Origin of the sequence: Arthrobacter sp. BE255 (assembly GCF_031457335.1) — a bacterium.
GTDB lineage: Bacteria > Actinomycetota > Actinomycetes > Actinomycetales > Micrococcaceae > Arthrobacter.
The window spans coordinates 174,684-191,178 of the sequence record NZ_JAVDWK010000011.1 but is presented as its reverse complement, the minus strand read 5'-3'; the positions used below and the strand labels follow the sequence as shown (position 1 = coordinate 191,178).

The 16,495-nt window shown below is 66.1% G+C and carries 18 protein-coding genes; 5 read left to right on the top strand and 13 right to left on the bottom strand.

Translation table 11 applies throughout. The features are described from left to right. Positions 1–89: 89 nt before the first annotated feature. The 8 genes from J2X42_RS18055 to J2X42_RS18020 form a co-directional block, all read right to left on the bottom strand. Positions 90–446: a barstar family protein gene (locus J2X42_RS18055; RefSeq protein ID WP_310167212.1), complete on the bottom strand. Its 357-nt coding sequence runs from the start codon at positions 444–446 to the stop codon at positions 90–92. A 7-nt stretch (positions 447–453) separates the two neighbouring features. After that, positions 454–927, bottom strand: coding sequence for a ribonuclease domain-containing protein (locus J2X42_RS18050; RefSeq protein WP_310167211.1), 474 nt, complete (start codon positions 925–927; stop codon positions 454–456). Between the two features lie 18 nt (positions 928–945). Further along, positions 946–3,057 carry a glycogen debranching protein GlgX gene (gene glgX, locus J2X42_RS18045; protein ID WP_310167209.1) on the bottom strand — a complete coding sequence of 704 codons (2,112 nt, stop codon included), beginning with the start codon at positions 3,055–3,057 and terminating at the stop codon, positions 946–948. A gap of 99 nt (positions 3,058–3,156) precedes the next feature. Then, positions 3,157–4,146 (bottom strand): 23S rRNA (guanosine(2251)-2'-O)-methyltransferase RlmB, encoded by a 990-nt coding sequence (gene rlmB, locus J2X42_RS18040; RefSeq protein WP_310167208.1) that lies wholly within the window; start codon positions 4,144–4,146, stop codon positions 3,157–3,159. Between the two features lie 68 nt (positions 4,147–4,214). Next, the gene (gene cysS, locus J2X42_RS18035; protein ID WP_310167207.1) at positions 4,215–5,681 is read right to left on the bottom strand and encodes a cysteine--tRNA ligase; all 1,467 of its coding nucleotides are present in this window, start codon (positions 5,679–5,681) and stop codon (positions 4,215–4,217) included. Further along, positions 5,678–6,208 (bottom strand): 2-C-methyl-D-erythritol 2,4-cyclodiphosphate synthase, encoded by a 531-nt coding sequence (gene ispF, locus J2X42_RS18030; protein ID WP_310167206.1) that lies wholly within the window; start codon positions 6,206–6,208, stop codon positions 5,678–5,680. The genes cysS and ispF overlap by 4 nt, the downstream gene beginning before the upstream one ends. A 2-nt stretch (positions 6,209–6,210) precedes the next feature. Beyond that, the gene (ispD, locus tag J2X42_RS18025) at positions 6,211–6,993 is read right to left on the bottom strand and encodes a 2-C-methyl-D-erythritol 4-phosphate cytidylyltransferase (protein WP_310167205.1); all 783 of its coding nucleotides are present in this window, start codon (positions 6,991–6,993) and stop codon (positions 6,211–6,213) included. 97 nt (positions 6,994–7,090) lie between these two features. Further along, positions 7,091–7,573 carry a CarD family transcriptional regulator gene (locus J2X42_RS18020; RefSeq protein ID WP_026266570.1) on the bottom strand — a complete coding sequence of 161 codons (483 nt, stop codon included), beginning with the start codon at positions 7,571–7,573 and terminating at the stop codon, positions 7,091–7,093. Positions 7,574–7,844: 271 nt separating this feature from the next. Here J2X42_RS18020 and J2X42_RS18015 point away from each other — a divergent pair, with 271 nt between their 5' ends. Next, a complete protein-coding gene (locus J2X42_RS18015) occupies positions 7,845–8,390 on the top strand; it encodes a hypothetical protein (protein ID WP_310167227.1) in 546 nt (181 codons plus the stop codon). Between the two features lie 100 nt (positions 8,391–8,490). Here the strand turns inward: J2X42_RS18015 and J2X42_RS18010 are convergent, their stop codons facing one another. Next, the gene (locus J2X42_RS18010) at positions 8,491–9,171 is read right to left on the bottom strand and encodes a response regulator transcription factor (protein WP_131133603.1); all 681 of its coding nucleotides are present in this window, start codon (positions 9,169–9,171) and stop codon (positions 8,491–8,493) included. Then, positions 9,168–10,403, bottom strand: coding sequence for an ATP-binding protein (locus J2X42_RS18005; RefSeq protein ID WP_310167226.1), 1,236 nt, complete (start codon positions 10,401–10,403; stop codon positions 9,168–9,170). Before J2X42_RS18005 ends, J2X42_RS18010 begins: the two co-directional genes overlap by 4 nt. 205 nt (positions 10,404–10,608) lie before the next feature. On the opposite strand from J2X42_RS18005, the gene phoU reads away from it, so the two are divergent. Further along, positions 10,609–11,271 carry a phosphate signaling complex protein PhoU gene (gene phoU / locus J2X42_RS18000; RefSeq protein ID WP_310167204.1) on the top strand — a complete coding sequence of 221 codons (663 nt, stop codon included), beginning with the start codon at positions 10,609–10,611 and terminating at the stop codon, positions 11,269–11,271. An 82-nt stretch (positions 11,272–11,353) separates the two neighbouring features. Here phoU and J2X42_RS17995 read toward each other — a convergent pair whose 3' ends face one another. Continuing rightward, positions 11,354–12,100 carry a phosphoglyceromutase gene (locus J2X42_RS17995; RefSeq protein WP_310167203.1) on the bottom strand — a complete coding sequence of 249 codons (747 nt, stop codon included), beginning with the start codon at positions 12,098–12,100 and terminating at the stop codon, positions 11,354–11,356. A 90-nt stretch (positions 12,101–12,190) separates the two neighbouring features. On the opposite strand from J2X42_RS17995, the gene J2X42_RS17990 reads away from it, so the two are divergent. Next, positions 12,191–13,027 (top strand): class I SAM-dependent methyltransferase, encoded by an 837-nt coding sequence (locus J2X42_RS17990; protein ID WP_310167202.1) that lies wholly within the window; start codon positions 12,191–12,193, stop codon positions 13,025–13,027. Between the two features lies 1 nt (position 13,028). Here the strand turns inward: J2X42_RS17990 and J2X42_RS17985 are convergent, their stop codons facing one another. After that, the gene (locus tag J2X42_RS17985; RefSeq protein ID WP_131133645.1) at positions 13,029–13,382 is read right to left on the bottom strand and encodes a DUF2516 family protein; all 354 of its coding nucleotides are present in this window, start codon (positions 13,380–13,382) and stop codon (positions 13,029–13,031) included. A 9-nt stretch (positions 13,383–13,391) separates the two neighbouring features. After that, entirely contained in the window at positions 13,392–14,582 is a 1,191-nt protein-coding gene (locus J2X42_RS17980) for an aminotransferase class I/II-fold pyridoxal phosphate-dependent enzyme (RefSeq protein ID WP_310167201.1), read from the bottom strand. Positions 14,583–14,695: 113 nt separating this feature from the next. On the opposite strand from J2X42_RS17980, the gene tmk reads away from it, so the two are divergent. Further along, positions 14,696–15,352: a dTMP kinase gene (gene tmk / locus J2X42_RS17975; RefSeq protein ID WP_310167200.1), complete on the top strand. Its 657-nt coding sequence runs from the start codon at positions 14,696–14,698 to the stop codon at positions 15,350–15,352. Continuing rightward, positions 15,349–16,491 (top strand): DNA polymerase III subunit delta', encoded by a 1,143-nt coding sequence (locus J2X42_RS17970; protein ID WP_310167199.1) that lies wholly within the window; start codon positions 15,349–15,351, stop codon positions 16,489–16,491. Before tmk ends, J2X42_RS17970 begins: the two co-directional genes overlap by 4 nt. Positions 16,492–16,495: the final 4 nt, after the last annotated feature.

The following is a 16,495-nucleotide window of genomic DNA, read 5'->3' as shown; positions in this document are numbered from 1 at the left end:
CTGCTCCTTCGTCGCTTTGACGCACGCTTCCGGATAACTGACATCCGGCGCTGCTTTGTGGAACCACCGGAGTCGGTTGACGACGTTGGTCAGAGCAGCACAGCTGTGACGTTCAGGTCCTTGCCGGCGTAGCTTTCGGCGTCCTGGAGGATCTCGCAGATGATGCCGAACGCCCTGTCCCCCCGGAAAGCCGCAGCCACCTGCCAGAGAACGGTAACGGGCAGGTGGCCGTCGTCTGTGATGGTGTCCGCAAAGTCGTGCAGCGAATCGTTGAGGGCATCCAGGTTGATTCCGTAGTGCTCGGGGAAGTTCAGGACTTCCCCGAAGGTTTCGAGCACCGCTTTTTTGCTGTCTGCTGCCGGTACCACCAGGCTGCGTCGGCCCGCGTCCGCGACCTGCTCCTGCAGTTCTTCCAGGGTCCAGGTGTCGGCTGAGTAGATCTTCATCGGTTGTTTAGCTGCCTTCTGCAATGAATGAGAATGAATCGTAGTGGTCCGCCGTGTAGTACTTCTCGCCTGCGGAGCCTGTGACGATGCGGCGGGCTCCCCGGTCCGACTCACCGGGTGTGGGAACGGTGTACTCCCGGTAGTAGCCCCTGTCCTTCAGCGGCAGGATCCGTTCCAGGTTCCCAAAGGTCTGGTTGTCCTGGCTGTACCGATAGGGACCGCCTGCCCGGATCAGCGCCAGGGTCTTGCGCGCGTCCGCCGGCAGTTCCGATTCGCGGACTGCCGGCAGTCCGGACGGGTTCTCCGCAACGGCAGAGGCCTCGCCAGGTCCAGCACTCGACGGGGCCGTGGCTGCGCCCGAAGCGGCTCCCGGCGTCGGATTTCCCGTGAGCGGTTCAAACAGTCCGGTGTAGCCGAACGCAAACAGGGCGACCGCCACCAGGACGGACAGCACCAGGGCAACAGCAGGGCGGTTGCGCATTTATGGTCCCCCGGAGGCTTAGGTGCGGTAGATGTTGATCGAGTTGGCCTCGACGAGGTCCGTCTCCCCCGATGCGACGATCCCGCCCTGGCGCAGTTCATGCAGCGGCGAGGTGGTGAGCCTCAGCTCGAACATGCGGTGCGGCGTTCCGTCGTCATTGGTGAGCTGCGGCAACGTGATCTTCACGTCCGAGGTACTGCCGTTGACCACCACCAGGCCGGCCAGGGTGCCGTCGTCGGAGCCGAGCAGAAGTTGCATGACCCGGTGCTGGGGATCGTTCCAGCGGTCCATGGACATCGGCTCACCCGACTCGTCAAACCAGTAAAGGTAGGACTGTTCGTCCCGCACCGGGAAATCGTGGGGCTGGCTGGCGAGGAATTCCTTGCGGAGCCGAACGTACCTCTTGGTGCTCCGCAGCATCTCGTGAGATTCGGGTGTCCTTGTCCAGTCGATCCAGGCGAGCTGGTTGTCCTGGCAGTAGGCGTTGTTGTTTCCCTGCTGGGTCCGCGCCAGCTCATCCCCGGCGGTGATCATGGGCACGCCCATCGAGATCATCAGGGAGGCCATGAGATTGCGGCGGGACTGGGCGCGCTCGGCCAGGATTGCTTCGTCCTCGGTCCGCCCCTCGAAGCCGTGGTTGTAGCTGCGGTTATCGCCGTGGCCGTCCCGGTTCTGCTCGCCGTTGGCCTCGTTGTGCTTGCGGTCGTAGGAGACGAGGTCGGCCAGCGTGAAGCCGTCGTGCGATGTAACGAAATTGAGCGAGGCCAGCCTGGAGCGGCCGGAACCTTCGAAGAGGCCGGCCGAACCGGACAGCGCGTCCGCAAGCTTGGCCACGGATCCGCCGTGGCCGCCGCCTTCGATGGCGGCGCGGTCGGAGAGCCAGAACGACCTCACACCGTCGCGGAAGTGGTCGTTCCAGTCCACCCAGCCGCCGGGGAAGCGCCCGGTCTGCCAGCCGCCGTAGCCCACGTCCCAGGGCTCGGCGATCAGCTTCACGTCCGACAACACCGGGTCCGCCGCGATGGCAACAAGGAAGGGGTGCCGGGGATCGAATTCGTTGGCCGCGTTCCGGCAGAGCGTCACGGCGAGGTCGAAGCGGAACCCGTCGATGTGGAATTCATCAACCCAGTACCGGAGCGAGTCCAGCACCAGCTGCACCACCCTGGGTTCGCCGAAATTCAGGCTGTTGCCGCAGCCGGTGGTATCGAGGTACCTTCCATGGCCATCGGTCCGGTAATACTTGTCCTCGCCAAGGCCGCGGAAGCTGAGGGCAGGCCGGTCAGGTCCGCCTTCGGCGGTGTGGTTGTAGACAACGTCCAGGATCACTTCAATCCCGGCGGCATGGAGGAGCTTGACCATGCCTTTGAATTCGTCCTGGATGGCCTGCGGGCCCGCGTCCTGCGCGGTCTTGGTGGCGTAGCTGGGGTGCGGCGCGAAGAATGCGGCGGTGTTGTAGCCCCAGTAGTTGGTCAGGCCAAGGTTCTGTAAGTGGGGTTCGTCCAGGTGGAAATGCACCGGAAGCAGCTGGAGGGACGTAATGCCCAGGCTCTTGAGGTGCTCGATGATGGCCGGGTGCGCCATGCCGGCGTACGTGCCGCGAAGTTCCTCAGGAACGTCCGGATGCAGCATGCTCTGGCCACGGACGTGTGCCTCGTAAATGATCGTGTTGCGCCACTGGGTCCGCGGACGTGCGTCGCTGCCCCAGTCAAAATCGGCGGCCATCCTGACGTTCGTCAGGAACCCCTCCCGCTGGTCCACGGCGCGGCCGTAGGGATCGAGCAAGAGTGGCTGGCCGCCGTCGTCGTCCAGGTCAAGGGTGGGCACTGACAGTGGCAGCGATTCCTCTTTGGACGTCGGCCGGAAGCCATACCTCGAGCCAACAGGGAAACCGTCGACGATTCCGTGGTGGACGCCGTGGGTGACGTTGGGCAGCGCCTTCAGCTGCCATTCGCCGCCCGGCGCCTTGTAGGCGATCTCCAGGCTGGCCACGCCCGGCGCGTACACGGCAACGTTCGCGCGGGACTGCGAAGCGTGTCCGCCCCCGGAATCGGGGCGCGGAACGCTGACACCGAGTGGAAGCGCCGTGGAGGCGTCCATGGTGGAAGCAGTGTCGAAAAGCGGCATGACCATCACCTAAATATTAGCCGCCGGCGTGAAAACACCAGTGCTTCCGGTTATGTGACGCCGCCCGCAAAGCCAGCCGCCACCCTTCACCCGCGCCCCGCGCTTCTACTTTGTGGCGCGCTGCCTGGAGACCTCGTAGAGCGAGATGCCAACTGCCATGGAGGCGTTCAGCGATTCCATGGCGGAGTCAATCGGGATGGAGACAATCTGGTCGCAGTTTTCCCGGACCAGGCGGCTGAGGCCCTTGCCTTCGGACCCGACCACAATGCATACGGGTTCGGTGGCGAGCGTAAGGTCCGGCAGCGAAACGTCGCCGTCGCCGTCGAGCCCGAGGACAAAGATGCCCATGTTCTTGAACTGCTTCAGGGCGCTGTTCAGGTTGGCGGCGCGTGCCACCGGAACGCGTACGGCCGCGCCGGCGCTGGTCTTCCAGGCCGAGGCCGTGACGCCCACGGAGCGGCGTTCCGGGACGATGACGCCGTGGCCGCTGAAGGCCGAGACGGAACGGATGATCGCGCCAAGGTTGCGGGGGTCGGTGATGCCGTCCAGCGCAACGAACAGCGGAGCGTTGGACACGTGGCCCTTCTTCCACCGGTCGACGGTTTCCTCGGCCAGGTCATAGGCGTCCTGGTATTCGTAGGGCGGGATCTGCAGGACCAGGCCCTGGTGGACGGCGTCGTCGGTCATGCGGTCCAGCTCGGGCTTGCCGGTCTCGAGCAGCGGGATGCCGCGCTCGGCAGCGATCTTCAGCGACTCCTTGACCCGGTCATCCATTTCGATCCGGATGGCGATGTGCAGTGCCTTGGCGGGGATGCCCGCGCGCAGGGCCTCAACCACGGAGTTGCGGCCGGTGACGACCTCTTCGGTTGCCCGTCCCTTGGGGCCGGTGCGTGCGGCTCCGGCGCTGCGGGCGCCCGTGCCGCGCTTGGCAGCAGACCGTTCGGCCAGCTGCTTGCTCTTGTGCGCCTTGTGGTACGGGCGGTCCTCCGCCTTGGGTGTGGGACCCTTGCCTTCAAGAGCCTTACGGCCATGACCACCGGTTCCGATGGTTGGGCCCTTCTTCGCTTTAACCGATCGGCGACCATTGTTGGCCATTGTGTTCCACCCTTGATTGTTTGACTGAGTCTGCTTACCAGTCTACTGAATCAAGTTAAATCGCCGGTTCAGTCCCGCTGCAGGCTCCAGGTGGCCCCTTCAGCTCCGTCCTCGACGGCGACGCCGGCGGCCTTAAGTGTGTCCCGGATGGCGTCCGACGCGGCCCAGTCTTTGGCTGCACGGGCCTCGGCGCGGGCCACGAGCTGGGCCTCAACGAGCACGCCCAGCGCCGCCGCCTCCCTGGTGTTCGCGGTATCGGAGCTTGCGACGGCGTCGAGCCCCAGGGCCTCGGTCATGATCATGACCGCGTTCCTGGCATGCCCCGCGGCTTCGTCATCACCCTCGGCAAGGGCGGTGTTGCCGGCCCGCACGGTCTCGTGCAGGGCAGCCAACGCGCGCGGGACGTTGAGGTCGTCGTCCATGGCGTCCGAGAAGGCCTGGACCGACTCGGTGGACGGGCCGAAATTGCCTGCGACGAAGCCGAAGCCGGTGCCCAGGCGGGCGGCGGCCTTGGCCATGAACCCGTCTATGCGTTCGACTGCGGCAGCAGCCTCCTCCAGCGAAGTGGGGCGGTAGTCCAGTATGGAGCGGTAGTGCGCCTGGCCCAGGTAATACCGGACCACGCGCGGGGGTGCCAGTTCGAGCATCTCGGCGGGGCTGACCGTGTTGCCGATGGACTTGGACATCTTTTCGCCCTGGTAGGTGACCATGCCGTTGTGCATCCAGAAGTTCGCGAAGCCGTGGCCGGCCGCCTGGGACTGGGCCATCTCGTTCTCGTGGTGCGGGAAGCGCAGGTCCAGCCCGCCGCCGTGGATATCGAACTCGGTGCCGAGGTACTTGGTGACCATGGCGGAGCACTCCAGGTGCCAGCCCGGACGGCCGGCGCCCCACGGCGAGGCCCAGCTCGCCGTCGTCGGCTCCCCCTCTTTGGAGCCCTTCCACAGCGCGAAGTCCCGGGCATCCTTCTTGCCCCGCGGATCCGCGTCCTGGGCGCCCTGCATGTCGTCGATGTTCTGGCGCGTTAATGACCCGTATTTGTCCCACGACCGTACGTCGAAGTAGACGTCGCCGGAGTCGTCCAGGGCCGGATACGCGTGGCCACGGTCGATCAGCTGCTGGATGAGGGCATGCATTTCGGGGATATGTCCGGTAGCGCGGGGCTCATACGTGGGCCTGGAGACGCCAAGGGTGTCGTAGGCCTTCAGGAACTCCTGTTCGTAGCGGTACGCCAGGGCCCACCACTCTTCCTCACGGACCTCCCCCGGTTCGGGCCGGAACCCGGGGGCGAAGGACGCTTCAGATTTTGCGAGGATCTTGTCATCGATATCCGTGACGTTCCGGACCACAGTGACGCGGTATCCCCGGTACGTCAGCCAGCGGGTGAGCTGGTCAAACGCAATGGCGGAGCGGATGTGTCCCACATGGGGCATCCCCTGGACGGTAGCGCCGCAGTAGTAGAGGCTCGCCTTGCCCGCTTGGAGGGGGACGAAGTCTCGGACTTCGGCGGATGCTGTGTCGTAAAAGCGCAGGGTCACCGCTCCAGATTAGCCGAAGAGCGCACGTTGGCTGCGGGATACACCAGTGCGGTGGCCACGGCGGAGATACCCTCGCCCCTGCCGGTGAAGCCCAGACCGTCGCTGGTGGTGGCGGTGACGCTGACCGGGGCGCCGGCGGCCTCGCTGAGGACGCGCTGGGATTCTTCCCGCCGCGGCCCGAACTTGGGCCGGTTGCCCACAAACTGCACGGCCACGTTGCCGATCTCGAATCCGGCAGCCCGCACGATCCGCGCCGCCTCCGCCAGGAGGGTGGCACCGGAGGCGCCTGCGAATTCGGGCCGGTCGGTGCCGAAGTGTGTTCCAAGGTCGCCGACCCCGGCCGCGGAGAACAGGGCGTCTGCCGCGGCGTGCGCCACGGGGTCCGCATCGGAGTGGCCGGCCAGGCCACGCTCACCCTCCCAATGGAGCCCTCCCAGCCACAACGGGCGGGGCTTGTCTGCGGCGGCGAAGGCGTGGACGTCCACGCCGATACCCGTGCGCGGCAGGATCATGTTGTCCGGTCCCATGGTCAGCCCTCCACCCAGCGGGCGCCCAGCGGCCCTTCCAGGAGCCCCTCGGCGAGGATCAGGTCCAGGGGCGTCGTGATTTTCAGCGATTGCGTGGAGCCGCGGACCGCAAATACCGGCGTACCAAGCATTTCCACGAGCATGGCGTCGTCGGTGACAGCCGCCGACTGCTTCGCGTCCAGGGCCTGGGCGGCCTCGTGCGCCTTCAGGAGGGTGCTGAGGTGGAAGCCCTGCGGCGTCTGCACCGCACGGAGTTCCTCCCGCGGCGCGGTCCCGGTGACGATCTCCGGCGCCAGGGCACTGTCCGTCCCCGTGGTCGCGGCGACCGTTTTGACGGTGTCCACCACTGCGACGGCGGGGATCACCGCTGCGGCGCCTGCAGCCAGCGCGTCGGCGACGCGGTGGAAGACGGATTCGGGAGTGAGGGCACGCGCGGCGTCGTGCACCAGCACCGCCTCAATGCCGTCCATCAGGGCGGCGATGCCGGCCCGCACGGAGTCAGCCCGGGTGGCGCCGCCGTCGACGATGGTCAGGATGGGGCCGCCGTCGGCCAGTTCCTCCCGGAAGTCCTCGCAAAGCCGGCGCAGGCCGTCGTCTCCTGCCGGCAGGGCCACGCAGACCTGGCTGCTGATTCCGGACGCGACGATGCCGCGCAGGGCATGGGTCAGGAGGGGTTCGCCGCCCAGCGGTACCGCCGCTTTGGGCATGCCGTAGCCAAGCCGCTGGCCAGAGCCGGCGGCCACCAGGATCACTGCGGTGACAAGGCGGGTGGGTGTTTCACTCATGCGGACTAGCCTACGTCCACGCAGGGTGCCGTGCCCGGACCTGTATCCGGGCAAAAAGAAACCCCGCCGGCACTTTCGTGCCGCCGGGGTTCAATTCTTAGGAAGCCAGGACCTCGTCGAGAACACTGGCAGCCTTCTCTTCGTCGGTCTTTTCAGCCAGCGCCAACTCTGAAATCAGAATCTGCCGGGCCTTGGCCAGCATGCGCTTCTCACCTGCGGAAAGGCCCCGGTCGTGATCGCGGCGCCACAGGTCGCGGACGACCTCTGCTACCTTGATGACGTCACCGGAAGCAAGCTTCTCCAGATTTGCCTTGTATCTGCGTGACCAGTTGGTGGGCTCTTCAGTGAACTCGGCACGGAGCACATCGAATACGTGCTCCAAGCCTTCTTTGCCCACTACGTCGCGGACCCCAACAAGGTCAACGTTTTCTGCTGGAACTTCAATGGTCAGATCACCCTGAGCCACCTTGAGCTTGAGATACATTTTCTCTTCGCCCTTGACGGTGCGCATCTTGATTTCTTCAATTTTTGCAGCACCGTGGTGAGGGTAAACTACTGTCTCGCCGACCTCAAATACCATGTGGACATTCCCCTTTCCCGCAGACCAGTTTATCACGATTCGGGCATATGACTGGCCGCGAAAGGGCCCCGGAACCGCATGAATACGCGGAAAATGGGCAGAATCGACCCCCTTTGACCCCTTGACGGATGCAGATAATAGTGCATCGGCGAGGCCCTGCCAAGGGCAATGTGACCGCCCGGAATCCGCGTTTGGGCTGGTTTGCGGATAGGCTATGGGCTGAATAATGTTCCAAGACTCTTGAGGAGTACGTGACGTGCGTTTCACTGCGATGAACCGGGCCCAGCGCGGCAAACTGGCATTGGCGGCAGCTGCCCTGGGCCTCGGCCTGGTGACGGTGACCGGCTGCGGCTACATCACCCCCCAGCAGACTTCTCACCAGTACTCCGCATCGGATGGCATCCGCGCGGACCTGGGCCCCCTGCAGCTGCGCAACTTCATGATTGTTTCTGCCGGCGAGGACAAGCCGGGCCGCCTGCTCGGCGCCGTCTACAACTCCTCGTCACAGGACGTCAAGCTGACTGTCAACGGCGCCGAAGGCTCCCAGACGCAGGTCTCCGTGAAGGCAAACTCCTACACGCTGCTCAACGACTCCACCGACGAAGCGATCCTCAGCACCAGCGGCGGCATTGCCGGCTCGCTGGTACCGGTCAAGATCACCGAAAACGGCACCAACCTGAACAAGACCATTGACGTTCCGGTTCTGGACGCAACCCTGGAAGAGTACAAGGAGTATGTACCGGCCGGCGCAGAGCCGACCGGGACGAGCTCGCCGACGCCTTCGCCGTCGACGTCCTCTGCCGCCGCAGCCCACTAGGCGCCTTAGCGGTCCGGACGCAACGCAGAAGGAGGGGCTCCCCGCGGGGAGCCCCTCCTTCTGCGTTGCGGGTTTGGCGCCCGGTCCTGCCGGCCGCTGCCTAGGGTTCGAACTTGTAGCCGAGCCCCCGCACCGTAACCAGGAACCGGGGCGCCGACGGGTCCGGCTCGATCTTGCTCCGCAGCCGCTTGACGTGGACATCAAGGGTCTTGGTGTCGCCTACATAGTCGGATCCCCACACCCTGTCGATGAGCTGGCCACGCGTCAGCACCCGCCCCGAGTTCCGGAGCAGCATCTCCAGCAGTTCAAATTCCTTTAGCGGCAGCAGCACCTGCTCGCCTCCCACGCTCACCACATGCCGCTCGATGTCCATCCGGACAGGTCCGGCCTGCACCGTGGCTGAGATCAGTTCTTCCGGCTCACCCTGGCGGCGGAGCACAGCCCGCACCCTGGCCACCAGTTCGCGCGAGGAATACGGCTTGGTCACGTAGTCGTCGGCGCCGAGTTCCAGGCCCACCACTTTGTCGATCTCGGAATCCTTGGCGGTCAGCATGATGACCGGAACGCCGGACCGCTGCCGGAGCTGGCGGCACACTTCGGTTCCGGACAGGCCCGGGAGCTGCAGGTCCAGCAGGACGAGGTCGGCACCGTTGCGGTCGAACTCGGTGATGGCGTCAAGTCCGTTGTCCACCACCTCCACTTCGAACCCTTCCTTGCCCAGCAAATAGGACAGCGGATCGCTGAACGACTCCTCGTCCTCAACTATCAAGATCCTGCTCAAGCGCTAGCTCCTTGTTCGTGTGCGCCGGCGGCGCGGGATTCGTGGGATTGACGGGCGGCGTGGTGCTTGGGCGGTGCGGACTTCGGGCCGGCGGCAGGTTCTTCCTCGACGTCGGGGCCCTCCATTTCCGGCAGCCGCAGGGTGAAAGTCGAGCCTTGGCCGGGCTGGGACCACAGGGTCACCTCGCCGCCGTGGTTTGAGACGACATGCTTGACGATGCTCAGCCCGAGGCCCGTTCCGCCGGTGTGGCGCGAGCGGGCGGCGTCCACCCGGTAGAAACGCTCAAATACGCGTTCCTGGTCTTCAGGGGACAGTCCTTCGCCCTGGTCGGTGACCGATACCGCGATCAGCCCTTCCTTGGCACGGACGCCCACGCCCACCCGGGTGTTCTCCGGCGAATACCGGATGGCATTGTCTATGAGGTTGCGCAGTGCCGTGACGAGCAGGTCGGGGTCGCCGTAGACCATTCCGTCCGCGTGTCCGCCCACAACGATCGTGATGTTTTTGCTCTCGGCGGGCAGCTGGGACCGGTCAACGGCCTCGCTGATCACAGCGTTGATGTCCACAGGCCGTCCCTGCTGGGCCACGCTGGCCCCCTGCAGGCGTGAGAGTTCAATGATGTCCTGGACCAGTGCCGCCAGGCGGCCGGACTCCTTATGCATGCGCTTGGCGAACCGGCGGACGGCCTGTTCGTCGTCGGCCGAGGACTCAAGCGCCTCGGCGAGGAGGGAGATGGCCCCCACCGGGGTCTTCAGTTCATGGGAAACGTTGGCCACGAAATCGTTGCGGATCTCTTCGGTCCGGGTGATTTCCGTCCGGTCGTCGGCCAGCAGGAGGATGTATTCCTCACCGAGCATGGCCGCACGCACCTGCACAATGATGGTCCCCTGGCCGAGCGGGCCACGGGGCAGCTCCAGCTGCTTCTCGATGATCACGCCGTCGCGGCGAACACCCGCCGTCATGTCCAGCAGCTGCTTGTGGACCACCGTGTGGCCCCGGACCAGGCCATAGGCGTAGGCGGCCGGGCTGGCCCGCACCACGCCGTCGACGGCGTCCACCACCACGAAGGCGCGACCGACGACAGCCAGCACCTCGGCGGCGCCCGCCGGCAGGGCGAGTTCCTCGACGTCGACATCCACCAGCTGGCGCTGCCTTTCGCTGACCCTGAACGCAAGCACGCCGAAGGCGCCGAACGACAGGCCGATGAGGCCTGCGATGACACCGATGAGCATAGGATCCACGTTCCCAGCTTATGCTGTGGGAAACGCGGTTTTGCCGCATCAGGCCCACCCGCGGGGACGGTTCAACTAACGTTCACCTGCCGACCGCCAACCGTTCACCGGCCGCTGGCAGAGTATGGAGTTGGACTGCCGAACGGCGACACGAACTGCCGCCGGCGGACAGCGCCGGCGGGGGTTCCAAGGAAAGGACGCCAACGTGCGTAAGGTTTTTCAGGAAGAACTGGCCCAGGTCGGCGAGCAGCTGGTGGAGATCTCACAGCTGGTCAGCGAAGCGATCGGAAAGGCCACAACGTCCTTCCAGGTGGCAGACGTGGATTTGGCCCAGGACGTGATCGCAGCCGACGCCCGCATCGATTTCCTCCAGAACAGCCTCGACGAGCGTGCCATCGACATCCTGGCCCTGCAGGGGCCGGTGGCCAGCGACCTTCGCATGCTGGTGGGCTCGCTGCGCATGAGCGCGTCCCTGGAGCGGATGGGCGACCTCGCCCGCCACATCGCACAGCTGGCGCGGCTGCGGTTCCCCTCCACCGTGATCCCGGCCTCCATGACCGATACCTTCAAGCAGCTGGCCGATCTGGACCAGCTGATCGCAGCGAAGCTGACGGTGTTGCTCGAAACCCGCAACCTCGAAGTGGCCCGCGACATCCTGAAGGCAAACAGCGAGATCAACGACCTGCACCTGAGCGTGTTCAAGGCGATCGCCAGCCCGGACTGGCAGGAATCCCCCGCCACCACCGTGGACGTGGCCCTCGCGAGCCGGTACTTTGAGCGTTTCGCGGACCACGGCGTTTCGGTGGCCCAGAAGGTCACCTACCTCGTCACCGGTGCCTGGCAGCCGAACGGCACCGAACACAGCTGACAGCTGAGTTTCTGACACTTACAACGACGGCGGGCCGGTCACCTGGGGTGACCGGCCCGCCGTCGTAATTCGCTGAGTTAACTTACTTCTTGCCCTGGTTGGCTACGGCCAGGATGGCCTCGGCAGCGGCGTCGGGATCCAAGTACGTGCCGCCCGGCTTGACCGGCTGGAAGTCCTCGTCCAGGTCGTAGACCAGCGGGATGCCGGTGGGGATGTTCAGGCTGGCGATGGCGTCGTCGCTGATGCCGTCCAGGTGCTTGACCAGGGCGCGCAGCGAGTTGCCGTGGGCCGTGACAAGGACGGTCTTACCGGCCTTGAGGTCGTCCTTGATGTCCGATTCCCAGTAAGGAAGCAGGCGGACCAGGACATCCTTGAGGCACTCAGTGCGGGGCAGTGCGTCGCCGAGGTCCGCGTAACGGGGGTCGTGGGCCTGGGAGAATTCGTTGCTGTCGTCCAGGGGCGGCGGCGGGGTGTCGTAGGACCGGCGCCATTCCATGAACTGCTCTTCGCCGTATTCGGCCAGGGTCTGCGCTTTGTCCTTGCCCTGCAAGGCGCCGTAGTGGCGCTCGTTCAGGCGCCAGTCCCGCTTGACCGGGATCCAGCCGCGGTCGGCCTTGTCCAGGGAAATGTTGGCCGTGTTGATGGCCCGCTTCAGGAGCGAGGTGTAGAGGACATCCGGGAGAAGGTCGTTCTCAACCAGGAGCTCGCCGCCGCGTGCTGCTTCCTCGCGGCCCTGGTCGTTGAGGTCAACGTCCACCCAGCCGGTGAACAGGTTCTTGGCGTTCCATTCGCTGTGGCCGTGGCGCAGCAGAATCAGCTTGTAAGTCATGATTTTCATCCTAGCCGAGCGCCGCTGCCGCCCGCCCAGCGTTACAGCGCGGGGTCACGTTTGAGGGGTCACGTTGGATAGGGTTGGGCGGTGGTTCAAAAAGCTGAACGGGTGGCCGCCCCGCAGATGTCCGGCAGGAGCAGGGCCGCCAAACCGGTGGGGAACATCACCCGCGGCACCACCAACCCCAACCGCATGCGGCGCGTGGACCGGTGGTTGACCGGCCCGCAGGCGTGGCGCCTGCGCAGGGCGGCGGATCCCCTGGTGGTCGACCTGGGCTACGGCGCAACGCCAGCCACCGCCGTCGAACTTTTTGAGCGCCTGCGCACTGTCCGGCCGGACGTCCGCGTGTGCGGGATCGAGATCGAGCCCGAGCGGGTCCGCCTGGCTAAGGCGCTGGAACAGCCCGGCCTGAGCTTCCAGGTGGGCGGCTTCGAACTGCCCATGCCCGGGCGTCCCGTCCTGGTCCGCGCCTTCAATGTGCTGCGCCAGTACGAGGAAGCGGATGTGGAGGGAATCTGGCGGCTGGTCCAGGGCCGGCTCTCCCCCGGCGGCCTGTTCATCGACGGGACCTGCGACGAGATCGGCCGGCGTGTGACGTGGATTGCCCTGGACAGTGAGCGGCCGCTGTCCTTGAGCCTGTCAATGCGGTTCGGAAGTTTTGCGCTGCCGTCGGAGGTAGCGGAGCGGCTGCCCAAGGCGCTGATCCACCGGAATGTGCCGGGCGAACGCGTCCACGGCCTGATGGCGGCGATGGACCGGGCGTGGTTGGAGTCGGCGCCGCTGGCGTCGTTTGGAAACCGGCAGCGCTGGCACGCCATGTGCAAGGCACTGCTCGACGGCGGCTGGCCGGTCCAGGACGGCCCCTCACGGTGGCGCCTGGGTGAACTGACGGTGGGCTGGGAGGCTGTGGCGCCGTCGGCTTAGGTCACCAGGGGCCGTAGGGGCCCGTGTTGCGGCTGCCGCCGCGCCCGGCGTCTTTCACGGCCGGGCGCACATCGGCGAGGTAGACCGAAGCTGCCACCACGGCTGCCAAGCCGAAGAGGCCCAGGGTGCCGAAGAGGCCGCCGCCGCTGCCGAAGAGCGAGATGACGCCCACAAGGGTGGCACCGCCGGTAAGGGCCAGCCAGAAGGTCTTGGTCCGCTTGCCCGTGGCTTCAAAAGCGTTCGCCCGGTGGCGTGCGCAGTCAACCAGGGCCCAGAGTTCAAGCCCCAGGGCCACCACGGCAAGGACAAAAAATACTGCCCGCTCCACATAAAAAATCATCAGTTGACCGTCCACCATCCCAGCCTAGCCTTCCAGCGAGTCGAGCGCCTGCTTCAAATCGGCCCAGAGGTCCTCGACATTTTCGATTCCCACGCTGAGGCGGACCAGGTTCTCCGGAACGCTTACCGGTTCGGCTGCGTGGCGGCGGCGCCGTTCGATCAGGGACTCCACGCCGCCCAGGGACGTGGCAGGCAGCCATAAATGCAGCGCGCGGACCAGCTTGTCCGCGGCGTCGGCGCCGTCAAGGTCCCCCACCGGCGCAATCCGGATGCAGACAATCGATCCGAAGCCCTTCATCTGTGCCTTCGCCCGTTCATGCCCTGGATCACTACCAAGCCCGGGGAAGTGGATGCTTTCGATCCGCGGGTGCGCGCCCAGCCGGCCGGCAAGGACCGCCGCCGATTCCTGGGAGCGTTCGATGCGCAGGGCCAGGGTGCGCAGGCCGCGCAGGGCAAGCCAGGCTTCGAACGGCCCGGCAATTGCCCCGTGGATGGTGCGGTGGTGCAGCAGTGCCGCACGGATGTCCGGGTTTGGTGTCACCAGGGCGCCCAGGACCACGTCGGAGTGCCCGGCGAGGTACTTGGTCACGGAGTGCAGGACGACGTCGGAACCCAGGGACAGCGGCTGCTGGACCAAAGGCGTGGAGAACGTGTTGTCGGTGACGACGATCGCCCCGGCACGGTGTGCGGCCTCGGCGAGGACGGGAATGTCCGCGATGCCCAGCATGGGGTTGGTGGGGCTTTCCAGCCACAGCATGCTTGCCGGCCGGGCGTCGGGACCCTTCGGGGCGATCTGTTCCAGTACCGCTGCCGTGTCTGCGATGTCCACGGTCCGGAGTTCGAGGAATCCCTTCTGGGCAAGCTCAGCGGCCATCACCAGGGATCCCGAGTAGCTGTGCGACGGCATCACCAGGACACCGCCGGCAGGCACCAGGGACAACGCGGAACTGACGGCCGCGAGTCCGGACGCATACAGCAGGCCCGGCAGGTGGGACCCTTCAAGCTGGGCCAGGGCCTCTTCAAACGGGTCCCAGGTGGGGTTGGCGTACCTGCCGTAGCCGCGGTCGCCGTCGGCCAGCGGTCCGGTACCGAAGTAGGTCGACGACAGCACGATGGGCGGGTTCACCGGTTCGTCCCGCTCCCGTGCCGGCCGGCCGGCGGCGACAACCACCGTCTCGGCTGAAAGGGACGCGGCATGCTGTTCGGTGAGGCTCATGGGGCAAGCGTACTTTGGAGCGCCGCCCCGCCAGAAAGCCGTTACGTCCGCTGGGGAAGCAGCAGGGAGGCGTCCGGTCGGTGAATGTCGGCGGGGATCGGTAGGCTTGTTAAGTGACTATCCAAAGCCCCGGGCTTTTTATTGCGTTTGAAGGCGGCGACGGCGCGGGCAAGTCCACGCAGGCGGCCAGACTGGCCGAAGCCCTGGAATCCCGCGGCCTGAAAGTGCTGCGGACCCGGGAGCCCGGCGGCACCCCCATCGGCGAAAAGCTCCGTTCCCTGGTGCTGGACCACGGCCACGGCCACATCGACGCCCACACCGAGGCGCTCATCTTCGCGGCTTCACGCGCAGCCCACGCCGGCCAGGTCATCCGTCCCGCACTGGACCGCGGCGACATCGTCCTCACCGACCGCTACATCGATTCCTCGGTGGCGTACCAGGGTGCCGGCCGTGACCTTGGCACCGAAGCGGTCCGCACACTCAACGAATGGGCCACCGACGGCCTTCAGCCGGACCTGACGGTGCTGCTGGATGTGGACCCGGCCGATGGCCGCCGCCGCCGCACCGCCGGGGACGCCGCGGAGGACCGGCTGGAATCCGAGGCCGATGAATTCCATGCCCTGATCCGGGAGGCGTTCCTCCAGCTCGCGGCGGCCCGCCCGGAGGCCTACCTTGTCCTGCCAGCCCACCTTGCCGTTGCCGAGCTGGCCGCACAAATCCTGGCCCGGGTGGACGCCCTGCTTGCGTCATCCGGCAAAGGTGCGGCATGACGGTCTGGGACGACCTCCAGGGCCAGCCCGCCGTCGTCGAACAGCTCCGGCAGGCTTCCCTCGGTGAGGGGCTGACGCATGCCTGGCTGTTCACCGGCCCGCCGGGCTCGGGGCGTTCCAACGCCGCCAAGGCGTTCGCGGCGGCACTGAACTGCGACCAGGAGGACGTGACCCGCCGTGGCTGCGGAACCTGTCCAGCGTGCCTGACCATCCTGGGCGAGACACACTCCGACGTGACCTTCGTCCGCACCGAAAAAGTGACCATCACCATTGACGAGGCACGGGAACTGGTGTCCACGGCGGGAAACAGGCCATCGTCCGGCCGGTGGCGGATCATCGTGGTGGAGGACGCGGACCGGATGGCAGAACGCACCACGAACGTGCTGTTGAAAGCCATCGAAGAGCCCACGCCGCGCACTATCTGGATGCTGTGCGCGCCATCGCCGGCGGACGTGCTGGTGACCATCCGCTCGCGTTGCCGCGCCGTGGCGCTCCGGCTGCCTCCTGCTGCCGACGTGGCGGCCCTGCTGGTCAAGCGCGACGGCGTGGACCCGGCACTCGCCGAACGGGCAGCACGGGCTGCGCAAAGCCATGTGGGGATCGCCCGCCGGCTGGCCCGGGACCCGGAGGCCCGGGAGCGCCGGCTGGAAACCGTGAAGTTCCCGCTGGGCCTGCGCGGCGTCACGGCCGCCGTCATGATGGCGGAAAAGCTGGTGAAGATCGCCACGGCCGAGGCCAACAGTTCCAACGACGAGCGGGACGCCGCCGAGAAGGTGGCACTGCTCGCAACGCTGGGCGCGCCCGAATCAGGGACGCTGCCACCGGCCATGCGAAGCCAGGTCAAACAGCTCGAAGACGACCAGAAGCGGCGGGCCAAACGCTCCATCACCGATTCCCTGGACCGGACGCTGACGGACCTGCTGTCCTTCTACCGTGACGTACTGATTATCCAGCTCGGGAATGCCGTGGAGCTGGTGAACGTTGAGCTTAGGGGTGAACTGGAGGAATTCGCCTCCCGGTCCACCCCGGAAACCACCCTCGCCCGCATGGATGCAATCAATAAAGCCCGACAACGCATCACCACCACCAACGTTGCCCCGCTGTTGACTATTGAGTCCATGGCAGCCAGCCTGATCTAGCCCC

Bases quoted from the DNA above. Each gene is read 5' to 3' on its own strand.
- J2X42_RS18055 (WP_310167212.1), bottom strand. From the start codon at position 446: ATGAAGATCTACTCAGCCGACACCTGGACCCTGGAAGAACTGCAGGAG.
- J2X42_RS18050 (WP_310167211.1), bottom strand. From the start codon at position 927: ATGCGCAACCGCCCTGCTGTTGCCCTGGTGCTGTCCGTCCTGGTGGCG.
- glgX (WP_310167209.1), bottom strand. From the start codon at position 3,057: ATGGTCATGCCGCTTTTCGACACTGCTTCCACCATGGACGCCTCCACG.
- rlmB (WP_310167208.1), bottom strand. From the start codon at position 4,146: ATGGCCAACAATGGTCGCCGATCGGTTAAAGCGAAGAAGGGCCCAACC.
- ispF (WP_310167206.1), bottom strand. From the start codon at position 6,208: ATGGGACCGGACAACATGATCCTGCCGCGCACGGGTATCGGCGTGGAC.
- ispD (WP_310167205.1), bottom strand. From the start codon at position 6,993: ATGAGTGAAACACCCACCCGCCTTGTCACCGCAGTGATCCTGGTGGCC.
- J2X42_RS18020 (WP_026266570.1), bottom strand. From the start codon at position 7,573: ATGGTATTTGAGGTCGGCGAGACAGTAGTTTACCCTCACCACGGTGCT.
- J2X42_RS18015 (WP_310167227.1), top strand. From the start codon at position 7,845: ATGAACCGGGCCCAGCGCGGCAAACTGGCATTGGCGGCAGCTGCCCTG.
- J2X42_RS18005 (WP_310167226.1), bottom strand. From the start codon at position 10,403: ATGCTCATCGGTGTCATCGCAGGCCTCATCGGCCTGTCGTTCGGCGCC.
- J2X42_RS17995 (WP_310167203.1), bottom strand. From the start codon at position 12,100: ATGACTTACAAGCTGATTCTGCTGCGCCACGGCCACAGCGAATGGAAC.
- J2X42_RS17980 (WP_310167201.1), bottom strand. From the start codon at position 14,582: ATGAGCCTCACCGAACAGCATGCCGCGTCCCTTTCAGCCGAGACGGTG.
- J2X42_RS17970 (WP_310167199.1), top strand. From the start codon at position 15,349: ATGACGGTCTGGGACGACCTCCAGGGCCAGCCCGCCGTCGTCGAACAG.